Consider the following 17,961-nt stretch of genomic DNA (forward strand, 5'->3'; position numbering starts at 1 on the left):
CAGGACACACGGCGGGGCGGGACCGGCATGTGCGCCGGTCCCGCCCCGTCCCGCCTGTGCGCGATCGCCACTGCGCGATCTCTTTCACGCGATCGCTTCCGCGCGTGACCTACTTGCTCGCGGCGAAGCGCATCAGGGCCTGCTCGTCGCCCTGCTTGATCTTCCCGGTCTCGTTGATCACCTGCAGCTTCCAGGCCCCGCCGACCCGGATCGCCTTGGCGACGGCGCAGCCGTTGTCGTTGCTGAGGAGGCTCGGCCAGATGTCCGCGACCTGCTGCGTGCTGCCACCGCTGGCGTCGTACACCTTGAAGCTGATGTTCCGCGCCTTCTGGAAGGAACTGCTCTTCTTGTAGGCGGCGGCGACGAAGACGATCGAGGTGATGTTCGTCGGGACACGGGCGAACTCGACGGTCACCGTCTCGTCGTCACCGGCGCCCTTGCCGGTCTGGTTGTCGCCTGTGTGCACCAACGAGCCGTTGCCCAGCGGGTCCAGGGAGTCCAGACCCGCCAGCCGGACCGGGTCCGAGCCCTGCATGGCGATGGCGATCAGATCGAGGTCCGTGCCGGTCTTCTGGCGCAGCTTGCCGATCAGTCCGCCGCTGGCGCCGACGGTCGGGTCCCAGGACACACCGATCGACAGGTGGGTCACTCCGTCGAGGTCCGCGGGGCCGTCTTCCTTCGTAAGCGTGATCATGCCTGTTCCTCTTGATCGTGAGAATGCCTGTATGCAGTGTGCCTCCCCCGTGTCACACCACATAGCCCGGGACCCACGCGAATCACCAGATCCCCGCCCCGCTCGGGTCACAGGCACCCCGATACGCCCATCGGGCGATCCGTCCCCTCCTCGCGCCCTCGCGCCCTCATTTGACGGCTCACTGCCCCGTCTGGATGTCCCCCCGTGTGGAGGACGCGATCGTCTCGCGGTGGGCGAAGTCGCCCGGGGGGATGCCGGGGTGGTGGCCGAGGCGGGTCGGTGGCTCGGTGGCGGAGGGGTCGAGGGTGAGGCGGGAGACGATGCGGTAGCGGTCGCCGCGGTAGATCGAGTGGACGTATTCGACCGGGCGGCCGGTGGTGTCCGAGGTGAGTCGTTCGAAGAGCAGCGCCGGGGACAGTTCGGGAACGTCGAGCAGTTCGGCCTCGGCACGGGTGACGACGGTCGGCTCGATGGCCTGCACGGCCTCCTGGACGTGTACGCCGTGCTGTTCGCGCAGGTGCTCGTAGAGGTCACCGGCCTCCAGTTCCTGTGCGGACAGGGTGGGGACCAGATCGGCCCTGATGTGCAGATGCTCGATGGCCATGGGGGCGCCGTCGACCAGGCGCAGCCGTGCCACGTAGACGATCTCGGCGGCGGGTGACATCCGGAGTTTGCGGCCCACGCGCGCGCCGGCCGCGAAGGTGGTGAACTCCAGCAGGCGGCTCGACCAGGCGCCGGAGGCCTGAGGTGCCGTCATGCTCTGCCGGCCGGAGACCAGTTCCTGGGTGATCTTCTCGGGTGCGACGAACATGCCCCGGCCGTGCTCGCGGACCAGGAGGCCCGCGGCCACGAGCTCGTCGACCGCCGCGCGCAGGGTCGGGCGGGACACTCCCAGGCGGGCGCACAGGGAGCGCTCGGAGGGGATCGCGTCACCCGGGCTGCGCGACTCGACGAGGTCGAGGACGAAGTCGCGGACCCGCTCCCGTTTCAGCACCGCACCCGATGCGTCTTCCCTCATGCCGCTCCCACCCTCATGCCGCTCCCCCTGATGACGTGCCCCTCATGACGCGCCCTCCACGCTGTGCCCCCACATGTTGCGCCCCTCATGCTGTGCCTCTCCTGCCGTCGTGCGCGACATCCCCCTTACCAGTTGACCAGTTGTCGGGCGCGGCGTCACTCCTGGTCGGGCGAAGTGTAACCGCTGTCTATGGATCGACGCCCGAGTACCGGCCCTTCCGGGCGCCAACAACCCATGCAGCACAAGGGGTTGACGTTCCTGATTGGTCTATGCCAGTTTCATCCCCGCATCGAGAGGTGAGCTGTCCAGTGGGCTTCACTGGTCAGGTGGTCTGCTCATGTCCTCCAGAGGTGAACCGTGAAGCTCCGCTTGTTCGCCGGTGTGTCCGCGCTCGTCGTGACCGCCGGGCTGAGTGCCTGCAGCAGTTCCTCCGACGCCTCCGACGGGAGCACCGCCATCGACGTCTGGCTGATGCGCGACAGCGTCTCGGACCAGTTCCAGAAGGACTTCGTCAAGAGCTTCGAGGCGGCTCACCCCGACATCCAGGTCAAGGTGCAGATCCAGGAGTGGGACGGCATCGGCGAGAAGGTCACGGCGGCCCTCGCCAGCACCGACGCACCCGACGTCATCGAGACCGGCAACACCCAGGTCGCCCAGTTCGCGCAGAGCGGGGGCCTGCTCGACCTCAGCGACAAGGTCGGCGAACTCGGCGGGAAGGACTGGCTCAAGGGCCTCGCCGAGCCCGGCGCCTTCGAGGGCAAGCAGTACGGGATCCCGTACTACGCCGCCAACCGCGTCGTCGTCTACCGCACCGACCTCTTCGAGAAGGCGGGCGTCGACCCGGCCACGATCAGGACCCGTGACCAGTGGACCGCGGCCACCAGGAAGCTCAACACCGGTGGTACGCAGGGCATCTACCTGCCCGGCCAGAACTGGTACACCCTCGCGGGCTTCGTCTGGGACGAGGGCGGCGACCTCGCCACCGAGTCCGGCGGTAAGTGGAAGGGCTCGCTGGACACCCCCGAGGCCGTCCGCGGCATGGAGTTCTACAAGAAGCTGCAGGCACTCGGCAGGGGTCCCAAGGACTCGGACGAGGCGACTCCCCCGCAGGCGGACGTGATGGCCAAGGGGAAGGTCGCCCAGATCATCTCGTCCCCGGGCGGCGCCAAAACGGTCGTCGAGAACAACCCCGCGCTCAAGGACAAGCTCGGCTTCTTCCCGATCCCGGGGAAGACCGCCGACGTGCCCGGCGCCGTCTTCACCGGCGGCTCGGACCTCGTCATCCCCACGGCCTCCGCCAAGCAGGACGCGGCCTACACCTTCGTCAAGGAACTCACCGGCGACACCTGGCAGAAGAAGCTCGCCGTCGCCATGAGCTACGTACCGAACAAGACCACCCTGTCCGGCGCGGTCGCCTCCGATCCGGGCGCCTCGGCGATGGCGGTCGGCGCCGCCGAAGGCCACGCCACACCCAACACTCCCGGCTGGGCCGCCGTCGAGGCCAAGAACCCGATCAAGGACTATCTGACCGCCGTACTCACCGGAGGCGACGCGCGAAAGGAAGCCGCCAAGGCGTCCGAGGCCATCACCACGGCGATGAACTCCGGCACCTGAACCGGCCGGCTCCCGGACCGGTGCCGTACGAGGCGTCCGGCTCCCGCGCCCACCGGCCCCTGAGCCACCTGGCTCCCGCACCGCCAGGCTTCCGAACTCGGCCGATCCCGAACCGGTCGCCCCTCAACCGTCCCCGCACCGGCCGTCCGTGCCGGTGCCGCGCTGGAGGAAGTGTGCCGTGACGGCCGTCCGAGAGCAGACCGCGCACCACCCCCCTCCGAGCGCCGGGCGCCCCCGGCGCTCCCCCGGCCCAGGACCGCGCCGCCCGTCGAAGGACGGCGGGCCCGGCGTCTGGCCGTACGTCCTGATCGCACCCGCCGTCCTCGGCACGCTCTACCTGCTCGTCCATCCGCTGGTCCGCGCGGTGGTGATCTCCCTGCAGGACTTCGGACTGCGCCAGCTCATCCTGGGTGACGCGCGGTTCGTCGGACTCGACAACTACGGGACGCTGCTGGGCGACAGCCGCTTCTGGGAGGTCGTGCGCCGCACCTTCCTCTTCATGGCGGTCAACGTCGTCCTGATCATGGTGCTGTCCACCCTGGTCGCGCTGATGATCGAGCGGCTCGGCCGGTTCGGCCGGTTCGCGGTCCTCAGCTCACTCGTCCTGACCTGGGCGATGCCCGTCATCGCGGCGACCACCGTCTTCCAGTGGCTGTTCCACTCGGAGTTCGGCATCGTCAACGCGGTACTGACCGACCTGGGGTTCACGTCCTTCGACCGCTACGCCTGGTTCGCGCACGGGCCGGCCGCGTTCGCCATCCTGGTCGCGCTCGTCGTGTGGCAGTCCGTGCCGTTCGCGGCGATCACTCTGTACTCGGCCCTCACCACCGTCCCCGTCGAGCTGTACGAGTCGGCGCGGCTCGACGGGGCGTCGGGGGCGCGGATCTTCCGTTCCATCACCTTCCCGGTCGTCCGGCCGATCTTCCTGCTGGTGTTCTCGCTCGAAGTGATCTGGACGTTCAAGGCGTTCGTCCAGATCTGGGTGATGACCAACGGCGGCCCCGGCGACGCGACCACGATCCTGCCCGTGTACGCGGTGCAGACCGCCCTGTCGAGCCAGCGTTACGACCTCGGGTCGGCGGCCTCCATCGTGACCGTCGTGCTGATGTCGGGCGTGCTCGTCCTCTACTTCCGCCAGATGTTCCGCCAGGAGGACGAGCTCGCATGACCACGACGCGCCCCCGTATGCGCCGCATTCCCCTCAACGCCGCCGCCGCCGTCACGGTCGCGCTCTGTCTGTTCCCGGTCTACTGGATGGTCGCGACCGCGTTCACCCCGGCCCGCGACATCCAGTCCGACAGCCCGCGGCTCGTCCCGCGGACATGGACGCTCGACCACTTCCGCACGGCTGTCGGCGCCGACGGCTTCGGTCTGTTCTGGCGCAACAGCCTCCTCGTCACGCTGAGCGCCGTCCTGCTCTCCCTCGTCGTGGCGCTCGGCTCCGCCTACGCGGTGGCGCGGATGCGGTGGAAGGGGCGCCGGCAGTTCATGCTCATGGTCTTCATCGCCCAGATGGCGCCCTGGGAGTCACTGATCATCCCGGTCTACATCATCTCCCGGGACACCGGCATGCTGGACCGGCTGCCGACCCTGACCCTCGTCTATTTCATGATGACCCTGCCCTTCACGGTCATCGTGCTGCGCGGCTTCATCGGCACGATCCCACCGGAGCTGGAGGAGTCCGCGCAGGTCGACGGGTGCACCCGGCTCGGCGCGTTCCGGCACATCGCGTTCCCGCTGCTGGCACCGGGACTCATGGCCACCTCGCTGTTCGGCTACATCACCGCCTGGAACGAGTTCGCCTACGCCAACTTCCTCATCATCAAACAGCAGGACAACCGCACCCTGCCCGTGTGGCTGTCCTCCTTCCAGAACGTCTTCGGCACCGACTGGGGCGCCACCATGGCCGCCTCGACCCTCTTCGCGGCCCCGGCGCTCGTGGTGTTCCTGCTGCTCCAGCGCCATGTCACGTCCGGTTTCGCCGCGGGCGCGGTCAAGGGCTGACCCCCGGCCACTCCCCCACGCGCATTCCCCACGTACTCCCGTGCACCCCCGCCGTACTCAGCTCCGGAGGCGATCCGTGCCCGCACAGCCACCCGCGCCCACCCTCGTCCCCCGCCCGACCGAGGCCGCGTTCCGGCCAGGACACTTCACGCTCGACGCCGACACGGCGCTGCGGATCGGCGAAGGCGCCGAACCCGCCGCGCAACTGCTTCGCACCCTGCTCGCCCCCGCCACCGGGCTGCCCCTGCACCCCTCCCCGGACGGGCGGTTCACCCTGGCGCTCGACCCCGGTTCCGGTGAGCCGGGCGGTGGCGGTGAACTGGGCGGCTTCGGTGGCCTGGGCGAAGAGGGTTACGTCCTCACCGTCGACCCGGACGCCGTGCTGCTGCGCGCCGCACACCCCACCGGTCTGCTCCGCGGCATCCAGACGGTCCGCCAACTCCTGCCCCCGGCCGCCCTGTCGGCGAACCCGCAGCGTGTCACCCGGTGGCTGCTGCCGTGCGCCGACATCACCGACGTCCCGCGTCACCCCTGGCGCGGCGCGATGCTGGACGTGGCACGCCACTTCCAGCCCGTCTCCTATCTGCGCCGGTACGTCGACCTGCTCGCCCTGCACAAGATCAGCGTCTTCCACCTCCACCTCACCGACGACCAGGGCTGGCGCATGCCGATCGCCAGTCACCCCAAGCTCACCGAGATCGGCGGCCACCGCGCCGAGTCCCAGCGGGGCCCGGCCGGCAGCGGCACGTACGACGGGATCCCGCACGGCGGGGCGTACACGCGGGCGGAACTCACCGAGCTGGTCCGGTACGCCACGGCTCGCGGTGTCACCGTCATGCCGGAGATCGAGATGCCCGGGCATGTACGTGCCGCCCTGGCCGCCTATCCCTCCCTGGGCAACCACCCCGAGCGGGCCCTCGACGTGTGGACGCGCTGGGGTGTGTGCGACACCGTCCTCGGCGTCCACGACGAGGTCCTCGACTTCTGCCGCGGTGTCCTCGACGAGGTCATGGACGTCTTCCCGTCGCCGTACATCCACCTCGGCGGCGAGGAGTGCCCTACCGGCGAGTGGACGCACAGTGCCGCCGCACGGGAGCGAGCGGCGGCGGAGGGCCTGTCGGGTCCCGAGGCGCTGCACGGCTGGTTCCTCGGGAAGGTCGGCGAGCACGTCGTCAGGAACGGGCGCAAGCCGGTCGGCTGGGCCGAGACCGGGGCCGAACTGCCCCCCGAGTTCACCGTGATGACCTGGCGCGATCCGGCCCACACCCTGACGGCGGCCCGCCGCGGCCACTCCGTCGTCAACGCGCATCACCGGGCCACCTATCTCGACTACGCCCAGTCCGACGACCCGAAGGAACCGCAGGCCCAGCCGGGAGCCGTCGTCGATCTGCGCGCCGTCCACGACCACGACCCGGTGCCCGAGAAAGCGGACGCGGAGGTAGCCGGGCGGGTGCTCGGCACGCAGGCCCAGCTGTGGACCGAGTTCGTCCCGACGCCCGCGCACATCGAATACCTCACCTATCCGCGGCTGTGCGCCCTCGCGGAGCGCGGCTGGAGCGGCGCCACCGACTGGTCCGACTTCCGGTCCCGGCTCGACGGGCACATGGCCCGGCTGGACGCGCTCGGCGTCCGGCACCACCCCTGACCCCATTCCCTACCCCCACCCCCACCCGTCCCTTCCCCGATCCGCCCCTCCCCCCCCGACCCGTCCGTTTCCGGGAATCACCCCACCTTTCTGGAGAGGAACCACCATGAGATTCGCCAAGAATCGGCTGCGCGCCACCGCCCACACCGCTGTCGCGGTGGCCATGGGCGCCGCCGCGCTCACCGCGCTCCCGTCCCCCGCGAGCGCGGCCGCCGACGGACTGAGCGTCCAGTACCGTACGAGCGCCACCGGATCCGGTGCCGACCAGGCCGAACCGTGGTTCAAGGTGAAGAACACCGGTACCGCGACCGTGCAGTTGAGCAGCGTCAAGGTCCGGTACTACTTCAAGGCCGAGTCGGCGGGCGCGAGCTACCGCTTCGCCTGTTCCTGGGCGGTCACGGGCTGCGCCAACGTCACGGGCACCTTCGGCACGCTCGCCAACCCGACCGCCACGGCCGACCGTTATCTGGAGATCGGCTTCACCTCCGGGGCGGGGTCGCTCGCCCCGGGCGCCGACACGGGCGACCTGCAACTCCGCTTCTACCAGTCGACCTGGGCGTCGCTGAACCAGAGCGACGACTACTCCTTCGGCGCCTCCCAGACGTCCTACGGCGACTGGTCCAAGGTCACCGCGACGCTGGGCGGCACCACCGTGTGGGGCCAGGCGCCCGCGGGCAACGGGCCGACGGATCCGCCCACCGACCCGCCGACCGATCCCCCGGCCGACGCCGCCACGCTGTTCGACGACTTCAACTACAGCGGCCACAGCGACCCGCGGATCTCGGCGAACGGCTGGAACGTACGCTCCAACTCCGGTGGCCCCGGCGTGCCCGGCGCGACCTGGGCACCCGACAAGGTCACCTTCGCCACCACGGGCGGCAACTCCATCATGAACCTGGAGACCTCGACCGCCGGCACCGCGGCGAGCACCAAGCAGACCGAGATCCTCACCAAGGCGACGAAGTTCAAGAACGGCACCTACGCGGCACGGGTCCGGTTCAACGACGCCCCCAAGTACGGCCCGGACGGCGACCGCCTCGTCCAGACGTTCTTCACCATCAACGACCTCAAGGCGCCGCTGGCGGACGACTACTCCGAGTACGACTTCGAGTATTTGCCCAACGGCGGCTGGGGCGAGCCGTCCAACATCCTCTACACGACGTCCTGGGAGACCTACCAGGCCGAGCCGTGGGTGGCCGTCAACGAACACACCGAGTCGAGGCGGAGCTTCAGCGGCTGGCACGACCTGGTACTGACCATCGACAACAACAGCATCAAGTACTACATCGACGGTCAGCTCTTCGGTACGCACGGCTCCGCGTATCTGCCGGAGCGGCCCATGTCGATCAACTTCAACCAGTGGCTGATCGACCTCGCGGGCCAGACCAGCACCACCGCGCGGGCGTACGACCAGCAGGTGGACTACGTCCTGCACGTCAAGGACCAGGTCCTCACGCCCGCGCAGGTCACCACGAGGCTGAACGCCTACCGCAGCGCGGGCACCACCTTCCAGGACACCGTGCCCGGCAGCTGACCGCCCGCCCCTCGTCAGTCGTCAGAAACCGACGTCCGCCGGCCGGTAGGTCGGCGGACGTCGGGCTCTGCTGGCCTGTTCGTAGGTGCCGAGCAAGGGCGTGGCGGCCGCGGCGGTGCCGAGTGCGAGCACGGTGCGGCGTGAGGTGTCGGTCCTGTCCGTTCGGTGCGGCTCCCGGGACGTCATGCACCAGCACGCCAGAGGTGTGGCCGGCGTTTCTCGCTCCGGCTGTCCCCCGCTTCCGTGGTGCGAGCAACCCCCTGCGGCAGCGGGGAACAGCCGGAGCAACCCTCTGCCGTGATTCCGCGCGTTTCCCAGTAGCCCCTCCGGACCGCGCCCCACCGGCACTCGTCCGAACGGCCGAGGTGTCGCTCCCCCGTCCTCCCACCGCAGTCAACCGTTCGTCGACTCCGGTCGCCGACCGTCTCAACGAAAGGTTGAGCCGACCGTGCCGCCGGACTCGACCGGATGTGTACGGGGGAAATCGACCGGCTGATCGATGACATGCGCCAGAAGGGCTGAAATACTGAACCCCAGCAGTTTTCGGCCGCGCTTTCCGAAACAGCGCGGAATTCACGCCGGTCTCTCCATGCAGCAGCACGTCGCGCAGCACTCAACGGGGGAACAGCTTGCGGATCAACATTCTGGGACCAGTGTCCATCAGCATGAACGGCAAGCATCACACCATACGTGCCAACAAGGTACGGGCATTTCTCGCCCTTCTCGCGCTGGAGGCCGGCCGGGCCGTATCGAATGAGGACCTGGCGGAAGAACTGTGGTCCGGGCATCTGGTGGGCAACACCCGAAATGCCTTACAGGCGCATGCGACCCGGCTGCGCAAAGTGATCGTCGGCTCCGCCGAGCAGCGCCAGGGCGCCACCGTCCTGCGGGCCGTGCACAACGGCTACCTTCTCGAAGTGCCGCCCGAGTGCGTCGACAGCAACAGGTTTCTCGGCCTGGCCGCGCGAGGGGCCGCCGAGCTGCCGGTCCGCCCGGAACGCTCGCTTGAGCTCCTGCAGCAGGCCCTCGGGCTCTGGCAGGGACCCGCGCTGCTCGACGCCGGTGACGGACTGCGGGCCCGCGGCGCGGCCGCCCTTCTCGACGAACGCCGGCTCACGGCCTGGGAGAACCTGGTCAGCGCCTATCTGGCCGTGGGGGACGACGCGGGCGCTATCGCGGAACTTCGCCAGCTCGTCGCCCGGTACCCGCTGCGCGAGCGGTTCTGCGAACTGCTCATGCTGGCGCTGTACCGGACCGGCCGGCAGGGCGAGGCCCTGGATCTGTTCCAGTGGGCCAGAAGGCGGCTGGACGAGGAGCTGGGAGTCCGGCCGGGCGCGCTGCTCCAGCGCCGCCACACGGAGATCCTCGCCCAGGACCCGTCACTGACGCTCCCCTCCGCGGTCATCCCCGGCCGGCGGGAGCCCGCGGCCGCCAGAACCTGACGCGTGCGGAACCGCACCTTCCGTGCGGTGTGAAATTCCCCCTCCGGGATCCCCCGGAATTCTCTGGGATTCAGTGTTCTCCGATGTTCCGCTCTCGCGGAATTCTTGCACCGTCGGCCGGGCCAACCAGCGGGAGTGTTCAGACATCATGCGGTTCGATTCGGCGGAACCCGTGGCGATCGTGGGTATCGCCGCCCTGTATCCGGGTGTGCAGGGCCCCGAAGAGTATTGGCAGTTGGTCAACGGGGAATATCCCGTCACGACGGCCTCACGTGCGGCGGCGGGCCTCGACGACGTGGAAGTGGACGTCGCCCGGTTCGGAATTCCCCCGGCCCAGGCACGCTCCATGGCCCGCATGCAGATTCTCATGCTGGAGGCCGCACGGCAGTGCCTGGCGGACGCGGGGCACCCCGGGCGCGCGCTGCCCGTTGAGCGAACGGATGTCATCACCGGCACCTGCTTCGGCCTGGACCGCCAGCACGCCAACGCGCTGCGCGTCGAGGCGATCCGCCATGTCCGTGAGGTCGAACGCGCGGCTCTCTCCGCGGGCGCCGACTCCGGCAGTGCGCAGCGGGCCGCCGAGGAACTGCGGCTGCTCCTGGCCGGGCGCCTGCACGGTTCCCCGCACGACCGGGTCGGGGAGATGGCGAGCACGATCCCGGCGCGTATCGCGACGGCCTTCAAGTTCCACGGCAGGACGCTGGCCGTGGAGTCCGCGGACGCGACCTCGTACGCGGGTGTCGCCCAGGCCGTGCTCAATCTCCGCGGCGGGCTGTCGGACGCGGTGCTCGTCGTCACCGGGCAGCGCCGGGAGAGCCCGCTGTTCGCCAGGGCGCTCGACGCGAAGGGGCTCACCTCCACCGCGACCCGTCCCTTCGCGGCGGACGGCTCCGGCTCCGGTTTCGTGCTCGGCGAAGGCGTCGGGGCGCTCCTGCTCAAGCGCCTGTCCACCGCCGTGGGCGACGGTGACCGGATCTACGCCACGATCCTCGACTGCTCGCTGCGCCACGACGCCCGCCCGGGTCCGTTCGCCGCCTCGCCGTCCGTGGGGCTTCGCCACTCGACGGCCGCCGGCTCCCTGCGTGCGGCGGCGGTGCGCCCGGAGACCGTCCAGTACGTCGAGTGTGTCGGATCCGGTGTCGCCCACGAGGTCCGCGCGGAGCTGGCGGCGCTCGCCGCGCTCCACGAGGGCGCCGCCGCCGGGTCCGTGGCCGTCGGAAGTGTGAAGGACCGGCTCGGACACACCTTCGCCAACGCGGGTGTCGCCGCTCTCAGCAAGGTCGCCCTCGCGTTGCACCACCGCAGGATCCCGCCCCAGCTGGAGCCGGGCGACGCGGCGGAGTTCGCCCGCTCCGGCACACCTCTGCGGCACTCCGACGCGGGCCGGCCATGGCCCCCGGGCAAGGAGGGCAGCCCCCGTCGGGCGACCGTGCACGGCACCTCCCTCACCGGCACGCTCTGCCACCTCGTACTCGAAGAACACGTGGGACCCGTACACGTAGGACCGGACGGGCCGGCGGGACTCGTACGCGAAGGGCGTGCCGGGACGCACCCGCACGGCCCGACGCCGATCGGCGAGGCCGTGTGCCCGACGCGGCAGGCCCGGCTGACGCGGCTGCCCGGAGACGGCCCCGCGGCCCGGTACGCGGTTGGGGGCACGGCGTCGGACACCGAGCCGATCGCCGTGGTGGGGCTCGCGGGGTGGTTCGCCGACTCGCCCGACGCGGAGAGCTTCTGGCAGGCCGTACGGTCGGGCGTCAGCAGGATCGGCCCGGTGCCGGAGACCGTCCTCGACCGTGACCTGTACTACGCCCCGGGTGCGCTCAGCCTCACCCACAGCTACACCGACCAGGGCGGTCACACGACGCCGCCGACCGCACCCCCGCCCGGTCTGCGGATCTCTCCCTCGCGCCATGCCGCCATGGACGTCGCGCAGCGTCTGGCCCTCGATGTCGCCGCACAGCTCCTCGCCGGACGCGGCACGATCACGGCTGACGGCACGGGTGGCTGGGGCGGCCGGAACGGCCGGGGGCTGGTCGCCGTCGGCAGCAACCTCGGCCTGTCCCGTGAACGCCGCCTGAACGCCGAGGCGTCGCTGCAGGATCTTGAGGACACGGTCGCCCGTCTCGACGCCCTCGGCGGTCTGTCCCCGCTGCAGCGGAAGTCGCTCCTCACGTCCCTGCGCGAGCACATGGGCCCGGCGGACGAGGGCGTACCGCCGGATCTGCTCGACGGCTGCCTGGCCAGCGGGATCGCCGCTCTCGTCGCCAACGAGTACGGGCTCGACGCGGTCCCCCTCGCCGTGGAGGCGGCGTGCGCCTCCTCCCTCGCGGCGATCGATGTGGCGGTCACCGCGCTCCGCGCGGGGGCCGCCGACTACGCGATCGCCGGCGGCGTCGAACTGGCCTGCAACGCCCGGGACATGGTCCTGTGCTCCGCGCTCGGACTGCTGTCGCACAGCAGGAGCGCGCCGTTCGACGCGGGCGCCGACGGCTTCACGCCGGGCGACGGCTGCGGTCTGTTCCTGCTCAAGCGCCACGGGGACGCGTTGCGCGACGGCGACGAGATCCTCGGGCTCGTCCGGGGCATCGGAGCGTCCAACGACGCCAAGTCCCTGATCGCGCCCGATGTCGCGGGACAGACCCGCGCCATGGAACGGGCCTTCGCACAGGTCGACTTCGCCCCCTCCGCGGTCGACTACCTGGAGGCGCACGGCACCGGCACCAAGGTGGGTGACCGGGTGGAGATCGCCGCCGTCGCGAAGGTCTACGGCGGGTCCCGGCGCGCCCGTCCGCTGGAGATCGGATCGGCGAAGTCGTTCTACGGCCACACCTTCGCCGCCGCCGGGAGCGCCGGGCTGCTGCGCACGCTGCTCGCGATGCGGGCGCGGACACTGCCGCCCAACACGAACCTGCACACCCTCAACCCGGCGCTCGACCTGGCCGCCGTTCCCGCCGTGGTCCCCACCGAGCCCTCTGTGTGGCGCAGGCAGCCCGGGCGGCCGAGGCGTGCTGCCGTGAGTTCGTTCGGCACGGGCGGCATCAACTATCACGTACTCGTCGAGGAGCACGAAGAGCACATGGAGCGGACGCGACCCGTGGAACACCTGGACGGCGCACGATGAACTTCGAGTTGGACCCGGACGTCGAGGAGATGCGCACCATGACGGTGGCGTTCGCCCGGCGCGAGCTGGACGGCCGGCATCAGGCGGCCGGCGGGCACGAGGGCGCCGGCGTGCCCTTCGACGCCGACGAGTTCCGCAGGCGCTGGCTCCTCGCGGGCAAGCAGGGTGTGGTCGGTGGCGTCGTCCCGGTCGAGTACGGCGGCAGCGGCCTGGACGCGGTCGCCGCGTCAGCGGTCATGGAGGCCCTCGGGTACGGCTCCTCCGACACGGGCTTCGCCTTCTCCGTCGCGGCGCACCTGTTCGCGTCCCTGATGCCGGTCGTGGAGTTCGGTACGGAGGAGCAGAAGCGGCGTCTGCTGCCGGCGCTCTGCTCGGGGGAGCGCATCGCGGCGCATGCCATCACGGAGCCCGAGGCGGGTTCGGACGCGCTGAACCTGCGTACGCGTGCCGAGTCGCGGGGCGACCACTACGTGCTGCACGGCAGCAAATGCTTCACCACGAACGCGCCGGTCGCCGATGTGTTCGTCGTCCAGGCGGCGACCGAGCCGGGCCGTGGCTTCTTCGGTCTGACGGCGTTCGTCGTCGAGGCGGACACACCCGGTCTCACAGTGGGGCCGCCCTACGCCAAGGTCGGCCTGCGGGGCTCCCCGACGGCCGATGTGCACTTCGACGGGTGCGTGGTGCCCTCGGCAAATGTGCTCGGGGCCCGGGGCGCGGGAGCGAGCGTGTTCTCCTCGTCCATGAAGTGGGAGCGCACCTGCCTCTTCGCCGCCTACCTCGGCGCCATGCGGCGCGTCCTGGAGTCGACGGTCGCATACGCGGGAGAACGCGAGCAGTTCGGCGCCCCCATCGGCAGTTTTCAGGCCGTGAGTCATCGCCTCGTCGACATGACCCTGCGGCTGGAGTCCGCCCGTCTCCTGCTCTACAAGGCCGCGTGGGGGCTGGCGCGGGGCTCCGAGGACGAGGTGGGTCCCGCGCTGGCGAAGCTGGCCGTCAGCGAGGCCGCCGTGCAGTTGGGGCTCGACGCGATCCAGGTGCGCGGGGCACTCGGCGTCCTCGAAGGGGAGGCCGAGACGCTGTTGCGTGACGCGCTCCCCGCACGGATCTTCTCCGGCACCAACGAGATCCAGAAGAACAACATCGCCCGCGCGCTGGGCCTGAGCGGTAACCGGCGCCGCGCCGGGCGACGCTGATCCACCAATTGCAGTCGCTGATCCGCCGATTGCTCCGGCAACCACTCGTCGGGCCGGTCACCTCGGCCGGCCCGGAACGGAGTACACCATGACGATCATCATTCACCGTATCCGGCTGCTCGACGGTGTGGCACCGGACCGCTTCGAGACCTGGGTGCGGGACGTCGACTACGCCACGTGCCCCGAGCTGCCCAGTGTCCTGTCGTTCAGCGTCCAGCGGACGGCTGGCCCGGCCGCGGAAGGACACGCGGCCGCCGAGCCCCCCGTCTACGTCGAAATCATCGAGGTATCGAGCCTCGCGGACTTCGAGCACGACATGCAGAGCCCGCCCTTTCAAAAGCTGGTCTCCGACTTCGACCAGATGGCCGAGGTCGTGTCCGAGACGGTGGGCGACCGTATCGGAGACGGCTATCGCGCGTGAATAGCGTATGGGCCGTCGGCGTCGAAAGGCGTATTGATTTGCAGTCGTCAGCTCCGGCCCGAGTCCTTTGAATTCTGTTCAATGGCCGCCATGAGTCCGGTCTCGTAGGCGACGGCCACGGCCTGGGCGCGACTTCCGACACCCAGTTTCCTCAGCAAATGGTGAACGTGGGAGCGAACAGTCGCTGTGGAAACCGATAGTTTCTCCGCTATCTCCGCGTTGGACTTTCCCTGTGTGAGCAGGGCGATCACCTCGGTCTCCCGTGGCGTCAGGGAGGGCACGACGCTCGCGGCGAGCGCGGAGGCATGGCGCTGCGGGAGATGGTCGAGGCTTCTGCGGGCCGCCTCGGGGATGACCATCGCACTGCCCGCACTGACCGTCCGCAGGACATGGATCAGCTCGTCGGCGGAGGTGTCGGGGGCGAGGACGGCACGGACCCCGAGACGCAGGATCTCGATCGAACGGCTGGCGTTCTCGGCCTTCGTGATGTGGACGACCTTGGTCAGTGCCGCGAGAGCGGTCAGCTCCCGCTTGTTCTCGATGGTCAGAGCGGGGGCCACCACCACGGTGACGTCCGGCGCGGAGTCGGCGGCGGCTGCTTCCGAATCCGTCCCCGTCGAGTAACCGATGACAGCGATGTCGGGCTGCTGGTCGAGGAGGGCCCGCATACCGGCACCCACGATCGATCCCTCACAGCAGACCAGCACCCGGATGCCGCGGCCGGCACCGCCACCTGGGGCAGTGTGGTGCGCCGGCGAAACCGACCAGTCGTCCCGCACGGCTCGGTGTCCCGACCTCCGCCGGTGGACGCTCATCGCTCGGTGATCAGGTAGGTCGTCCACGCGAAACGATGAGTGGCATTGAGGCCCGTTCGCCGAGAGCAGTGCAAGGTTCGTTCCTCCCCCGAGATTGACGCGACCCTGCGTGTTCCAGGAGACCCTCGCTGCTTATCGGTCTCGCAACATCGAGGCCGCATGGCATATGCAGGGTAACACAAGAGACACACGATCACGGCTCTCGGAGGATCTCATGGAGTTTTACCACCGAGTAACCTCATGCCTTATCTGTCCGGTATTTGGTGGCTGGTTCTGACAACGCCCGGAGGAATTTCACGGGACCTTTGGGTGACGTGTCGGATCGTGGTCGGACGGCGGTCGGACGACAGTCAGATCGTGCGTACGGCATGGGCTCCTATCCGGCGTGGTGACCGCGGGAAATCTGTGAGAGGGCGCCCCAATCTGCTCACGAAGAAGGTCCGGCCGGGCAGTCCCAGCCGGTCCTGCAGCTCCTTTCGTACGTCGTCGTGCTGCAGGACGACACTGACGGGGTGCAGCGCGAGTCCCGCCTCCGTGGCCCGCAGCCAGTACTCGGCCAGCCGGGCTCCGCCGCGGACGGTGGCCTCGACACCGGGGGACGTGTCGGTGAGACCCATGGCGACGACGACCGGCGTCGGCCGTACGACGCGGGCGAGTTGGCGGGCGAGCACCCGGTGGTAGCCCGCGTGGCGGAGCACGCTCATCGTGGTGGGAGCCAGCGCGAGGCGCAGGGCGTGGCGCCGGGGCGCCGACAGCGGCCCGAAGAGCTGGCTGAGAGGGAAGCCGTCGCCGCGCGCCCGGGCCTCGGCCTCGTCGCGGCGCACGAACGAGTACGTCTCGCGCCAGGCCTGCCGGTGGCTGAAGTCGCGTCCTCCGTGGCGGGCCACGAGGCCGGCGAAGGCCGCGCGCTCACTGTCGGCCACGAGATGCCGGACGGTGACCTCCGCGCCCTCCGCGACACCGGTCGACGGGGCGGACAGGGCGTCCAGGACGGCTGGTTCGACCGCGTCGGGGCGGTAGGGCGCGCGGTTGGTCCGCCGGGCCAGGGCGGTGCGGCGGAGTTCGGCGAGCGAACCGGCCGGCTCGTCCGTGCGGCGCAGCCGGACCGCGCACAGGGGCGACCACGACACCGGCCAGGTGCCCCCGAGAGGGCGACCGGTGTCGTACGCCCCGCCCGTCCGTCCGCCGGTGGGCGGTTCGACGAAGCGGATACGGTCCGTCGACCAGCCCTGGAGGGCCAGGGAGCGCAACAGGACCTGGAGGTACGCGCCACAGCTGGCCAGCATCTCGACGGCGTGCGCGGGCAGGGAGGTGAGTTCGCGCTCCCGGTCGAGGGCCAGGATCACGTACTCGTCCGTGTCACGTCCCTCGGTCCCCCGTACCCCAGAGGTGCTGTCGGAGGCTTCGGGGCCGTCGGCGGGAGCCTCGTCGACGAGCCGTTCCACCGCCCGGCGCGCGCCACGGCCGGTGGGCCAGGCGACCCCCCAGGGCTGGCAGTTGTGCGACGACGGGCCGAGCGCGGCGATGTCGGCCGCTTCGCGCAGAGCGTGTTCGAAGGACGCCCGGCGTTCCGCGGAGGGCGGCCGGGGTGTCGAGGCGGGCGAGCTGGTCACGGGGTCCGTTCTCCTCACTGCCACACGAGTCCTTTCACTGCCGGACGAGGGTCACTGCCACACGAGTGCCAGGGCGTATCCGTCGACTTCGCGGGCCCAGCTGTCGAAGCGGGAACCGTCGGCCTCGGGGGCGTGCCGGCGCAGTTCCGGCCCGGCCCGCCAGGCGAACCGGCCGTCGGGCCACCACTGGGTGAGCCGCACCTCACGGCTGTCCACCCGCAGGCCGAAGCCGAAGTGTTTGAGCACCGCCTCCTTGCAGGCCCATCGCAGGGGCAGCGGCATGGCGCCCACTCCCCCGAGGCGGGGATCCGCCGCGATCTCCGGGGGATGCGTGAGCAGTTCCGCGAGCGGTGGTGGCACCTGGCGGCTGCGCTCGACGTCGATCCCGACGGCACGCGGCCCGCAGACGGCGACGGCGAAGTCCACCGAGTGGGACAGACCGACCTCCACGCGGGCGTCGACGACGGGCTTTCCGGCGCGGAGGCCGTCCAGGACGACACCTACCGTGATGTCGCGAGGGTGCACAGAGGTGCCGGCGTGCCGCCGCTGATAGGCGCATACGCTGTGCTTGATGGCCAGGCGTCCTGCCAGCCACTCCAGGCGCCTTTTGACGAGGCGCAGTTGTGCCGCCTGCTGGAGCTCGTCGTCGCTCAGGTGCCGGGCGCCGATCGTCGCGCGGTCCGTCTCGTCGCGTGCGCGCAGCCAGGCGATCGACACCACGGCGAGGGTCAGGGGGCCGCGGGCGTGAGTGACGTACAGGGGGCGCGCGGGGTCGAGCGCCATGCTGTCGTCGAGGCTGCGGGCCGCGGCACGGTCCGGCGGGGCGGTCGTCATCGCCGGGCCT

General features: G+C 70.3%; 15 protein-coding genes. 9 read left to right on the forward strand and 6 right to left on the reverse strand.

From position 1 onward, the window contains the following. Positions 1-109 precede the first annotated feature (109 nt). Complete coding sequence (locus tag C6Y14_RS15580) at positions 110-694, reverse strand: TerD family protein (RefSeq protein ID WP_107017253.1); 585 nt, start codon at positions 692-694, stop codon at positions 110-112. Between the two features lie 178 nt (positions 695-872). After that, positions 873-1,712 carry a GntR family transcriptional regulator gene (locus C6Y14_RS15585; RefSeq protein ID WP_107017254.1) on the reverse strand — a complete coding sequence of 280 codons (840 nt, stop codon included), beginning with the start codon at positions 1,710-1,712 and terminating at the stop codon, positions 873-875. 357 nt (positions 1,713-2,069) lie between these two features. Here C6Y14_RS15585 and C6Y14_RS15590 point away from each other — a divergent pair, with 357 nt between their 5' ends. The 5 genes from C6Y14_RS15590 (at position 2,070) to C6Y14_RS15610 (ending at position 8,509) form a co-directional block, all read left to right on the forward strand. After that, on the forward strand, positions 2,070-3,326 hold the full coding sequence (locus C6Y14_RS15590) for an extracellular solute-binding protein (RefSeq protein WP_107017255.1): 1,257 nt from the start codon (positions 2,070-2,072) through the stop codon (positions 3,324-3,326). A gap of 178 nt (positions 3,327-3,504) precedes the next feature. Continuing rightward, positions 3,505-4,494, forward strand: a complete 990-nt coding sequence (locus tag C6Y14_RS15595) for a carbohydrate ABC transporter permease (RefSeq protein ID WP_107017256.1) — start codon at positions 3,505-3,507, stop codon at positions 4,492-4,494. Continuing rightward, positions 4,491-5,330, forward strand: coding sequence for a carbohydrate ABC transporter permease (locus C6Y14_RS15600; protein WP_107017257.1), 840 nt, complete (start codon positions 4,491-4,493; stop codon positions 5,328-5,330). The genes C6Y14_RS15595 and C6Y14_RS15600 overlap by 4 nt, the downstream gene beginning before the upstream one ends. A gap of 76 nt (positions 5,331-5,406) precedes the next feature. After that, positions 5,407-6,975 carry a beta-N-acetylhexosaminidase gene (locus tag C6Y14_RS15605; protein WP_107017258.1) on the forward strand — a complete coding sequence of 523 codons (1,569 nt, stop codon included), beginning with the start codon at positions 5,407-5,409 and terminating at the stop codon, positions 6,973-6,975. 106 nt (positions 6,976-7,081) lie between these two features. Next, the gene (locus C6Y14_RS15610; protein ID WP_107017259.1) at positions 7,082-8,509 is read left to right on the forward strand and encodes a cellulose binding domain-containing protein; all 1,428 of its coding nucleotides are present in this window, start codon (positions 7,082-7,084) and stop codon (positions 8,507-8,509) included. Positions 8,510-8,530: 21 nt separating this feature from the next. On the opposite strand, the gene C6Y14_RS44125 is transcribed toward C6Y14_RS15610, so the two are convergent. After that, positions 8,531-8,695: a hypothetical protein gene (locus C6Y14_RS44125; protein ID WP_159074260.1), complete on the reverse strand. Its 165-nt coding sequence runs from the start codon at positions 8,693-8,695 to the stop codon at positions 8,531-8,533. 467 nt (positions 8,696-9,162) lie between these two features. Between C6Y14_RS44125 and C6Y14_RS15615 the strand changes: the two genes are divergently transcribed. The 4 genes from C6Y14_RS15615 to C6Y14_RS15630 all read left to right on the forward strand — a co-directional run bounded on the left by C6Y14_RS15615 (position 9,163) and on the right by C6Y14_RS15630 (position 14,689). Further along, positions 9,163-9,951 (forward strand): AfsR/SARP family transcriptional regulator, encoded by a 789-nt coding sequence (locus C6Y14_RS15615; protein ID WP_225891097.1) that lies wholly within the window; start codon positions 9,163-9,165, stop codon positions 9,949-9,951. A 148-nt stretch (positions 9,952-10,099) separates the two neighbouring features. Further along, a complete protein-coding gene (locus C6Y14_RS15620) occupies positions 10,100-13,075 on the forward strand; it encodes a beta-ketoacyl [acyl carrier protein] synthase domain-containing protein (RefSeq protein ID WP_107017260.1) in 2,976 nt (991 codons plus the stop codon). Beyond that, a complete protein-coding gene (gene redW, locus C6Y14_RS15625; RefSeq protein ID WP_107017261.1) occupies positions 13,072-14,268 on the forward strand; it encodes an L-prolyl-[peptidyl-carrier protein] dehydrogenase in 1,197 nt (398 codons plus the stop codon). Before C6Y14_RS15620 ends, redW begins: the two co-directional genes overlap by 4 nt. A gap of 88 nt (positions 14,269-14,356) precedes the next feature. Then, a complete protein-coding gene (locus tag C6Y14_RS15630; RefSeq protein WP_107017262.1) occupies positions 14,357-14,689 on the forward strand; it encodes a RedY protein in 333 nt (110 codons plus the stop codon). Between the two features lie 47 nt (positions 14,690-14,736). Here the strand turns inward: C6Y14_RS15630 and C6Y14_RS15635 are convergent, their stop codons facing one another. The 3 genes from C6Y14_RS15635 to C6Y14_RS15645 form a co-directional block, all read right to left on the reverse strand. Beyond that, positions 14,737-15,369, reverse strand: coding sequence for a response regulator transcription factor (locus C6Y14_RS15635; RefSeq protein ID WP_225891098.1), 633 nt, complete (start codon positions 15,367-15,369; stop codon positions 14,737-14,739). A 485-nt stretch (positions 15,370-15,854) separates the two neighbouring features. Beyond that, positions 15,855-17,117 carry a nitroreductase family protein gene (locus C6Y14_RS15640; RefSeq protein WP_225891099.1) on the reverse strand — a complete coding sequence of 421 codons (1,263 nt, stop codon included), beginning with the start codon at positions 17,115-17,117 and terminating at the stop codon, positions 15,855-15,857. 51 nt (positions 17,118-17,168) lie between these two features. Further along, positions 17,169-17,951: a 4'-phosphopantetheinyl transferase family protein gene (locus C6Y14_RS15645; RefSeq protein WP_107017264.1), complete on the reverse strand. Its 783-nt coding sequence runs from the start codon at positions 17,949-17,951 to the stop codon at positions 17,169-17,171. Between the last annotated feature and the right edge of the window lie 10 nt (positions 17,952-17,961).

Source organism: Streptomyces dioscori (assembly GCF_003024195.1).
Lineage (GTDB): Bacteria > Actinomycetota > Actinomycetes > Streptomycetales > Streptomycetaceae > Streptomyces > Streptomyces dioscori.

Bases quoted from the DNA above. Each gene is read 5' to 3' on its own strand.
- C6Y14_RS15580 (WP_107017253.1), bottom strand. From the start codon at position 694: ATGATCACGCTTACGAAGGAAGACGGCCCCGCGGACCTCGACGGAGTG.
- C6Y14_RS15585 (WP_107017254.1), bottom strand. From the start codon at position 1,712: ATGAGGGAAGACGCATCGGGTGCGGTGCTGAAACGGGAGCGGGTCCGC.
- C6Y14_RS15600 (WP_107017257.1), top strand. From the start codon at position 4,491: ATGACCACGACGCGCCCCCGTATGCGCCGCATTCCCCTCAACGCCGCC.
- C6Y14_RS15610 (WP_107017259.1), top strand. From the start codon at position 7,082: ATGAGATTCGCCAAGAATCGGCTGCGCGCCACCGCCCACACCGCTGTC.
- C6Y14_RS44125 (WP_159074260.1), bottom strand. From the start codon at position 8,695: ATGACGTCCCGGGAGCCGCACCGAACGGACAGGACCGACACCTCACGC.
- C6Y14_RS15620 (WP_107017260.1), top strand. From the start codon at position 10,100: ATGCGGTTCGATTCGGCGGAACCCGTGGCGATCGTGGGTATCGCCGCC.
- redW (WP_107017261.1), top strand. From the start codon at position 13,072: ATGAACTTCGAGTTGGACCCGGACGTCGAGGAGATGCGCACCATGACG.
- C6Y14_RS15630 (WP_107017262.1), top strand. From the start codon at position 14,357: ATGACGATCATCATTCACCGTATCCGGCTGCTCGACGGTGTGGCACCG.
- C6Y14_RS15645 (WP_107017264.1), bottom strand. From the start codon at position 17,951: ATGACGACCGCCCCGCCGGACCGTGCCGCGGCCCGCAGCCTCGACGAC.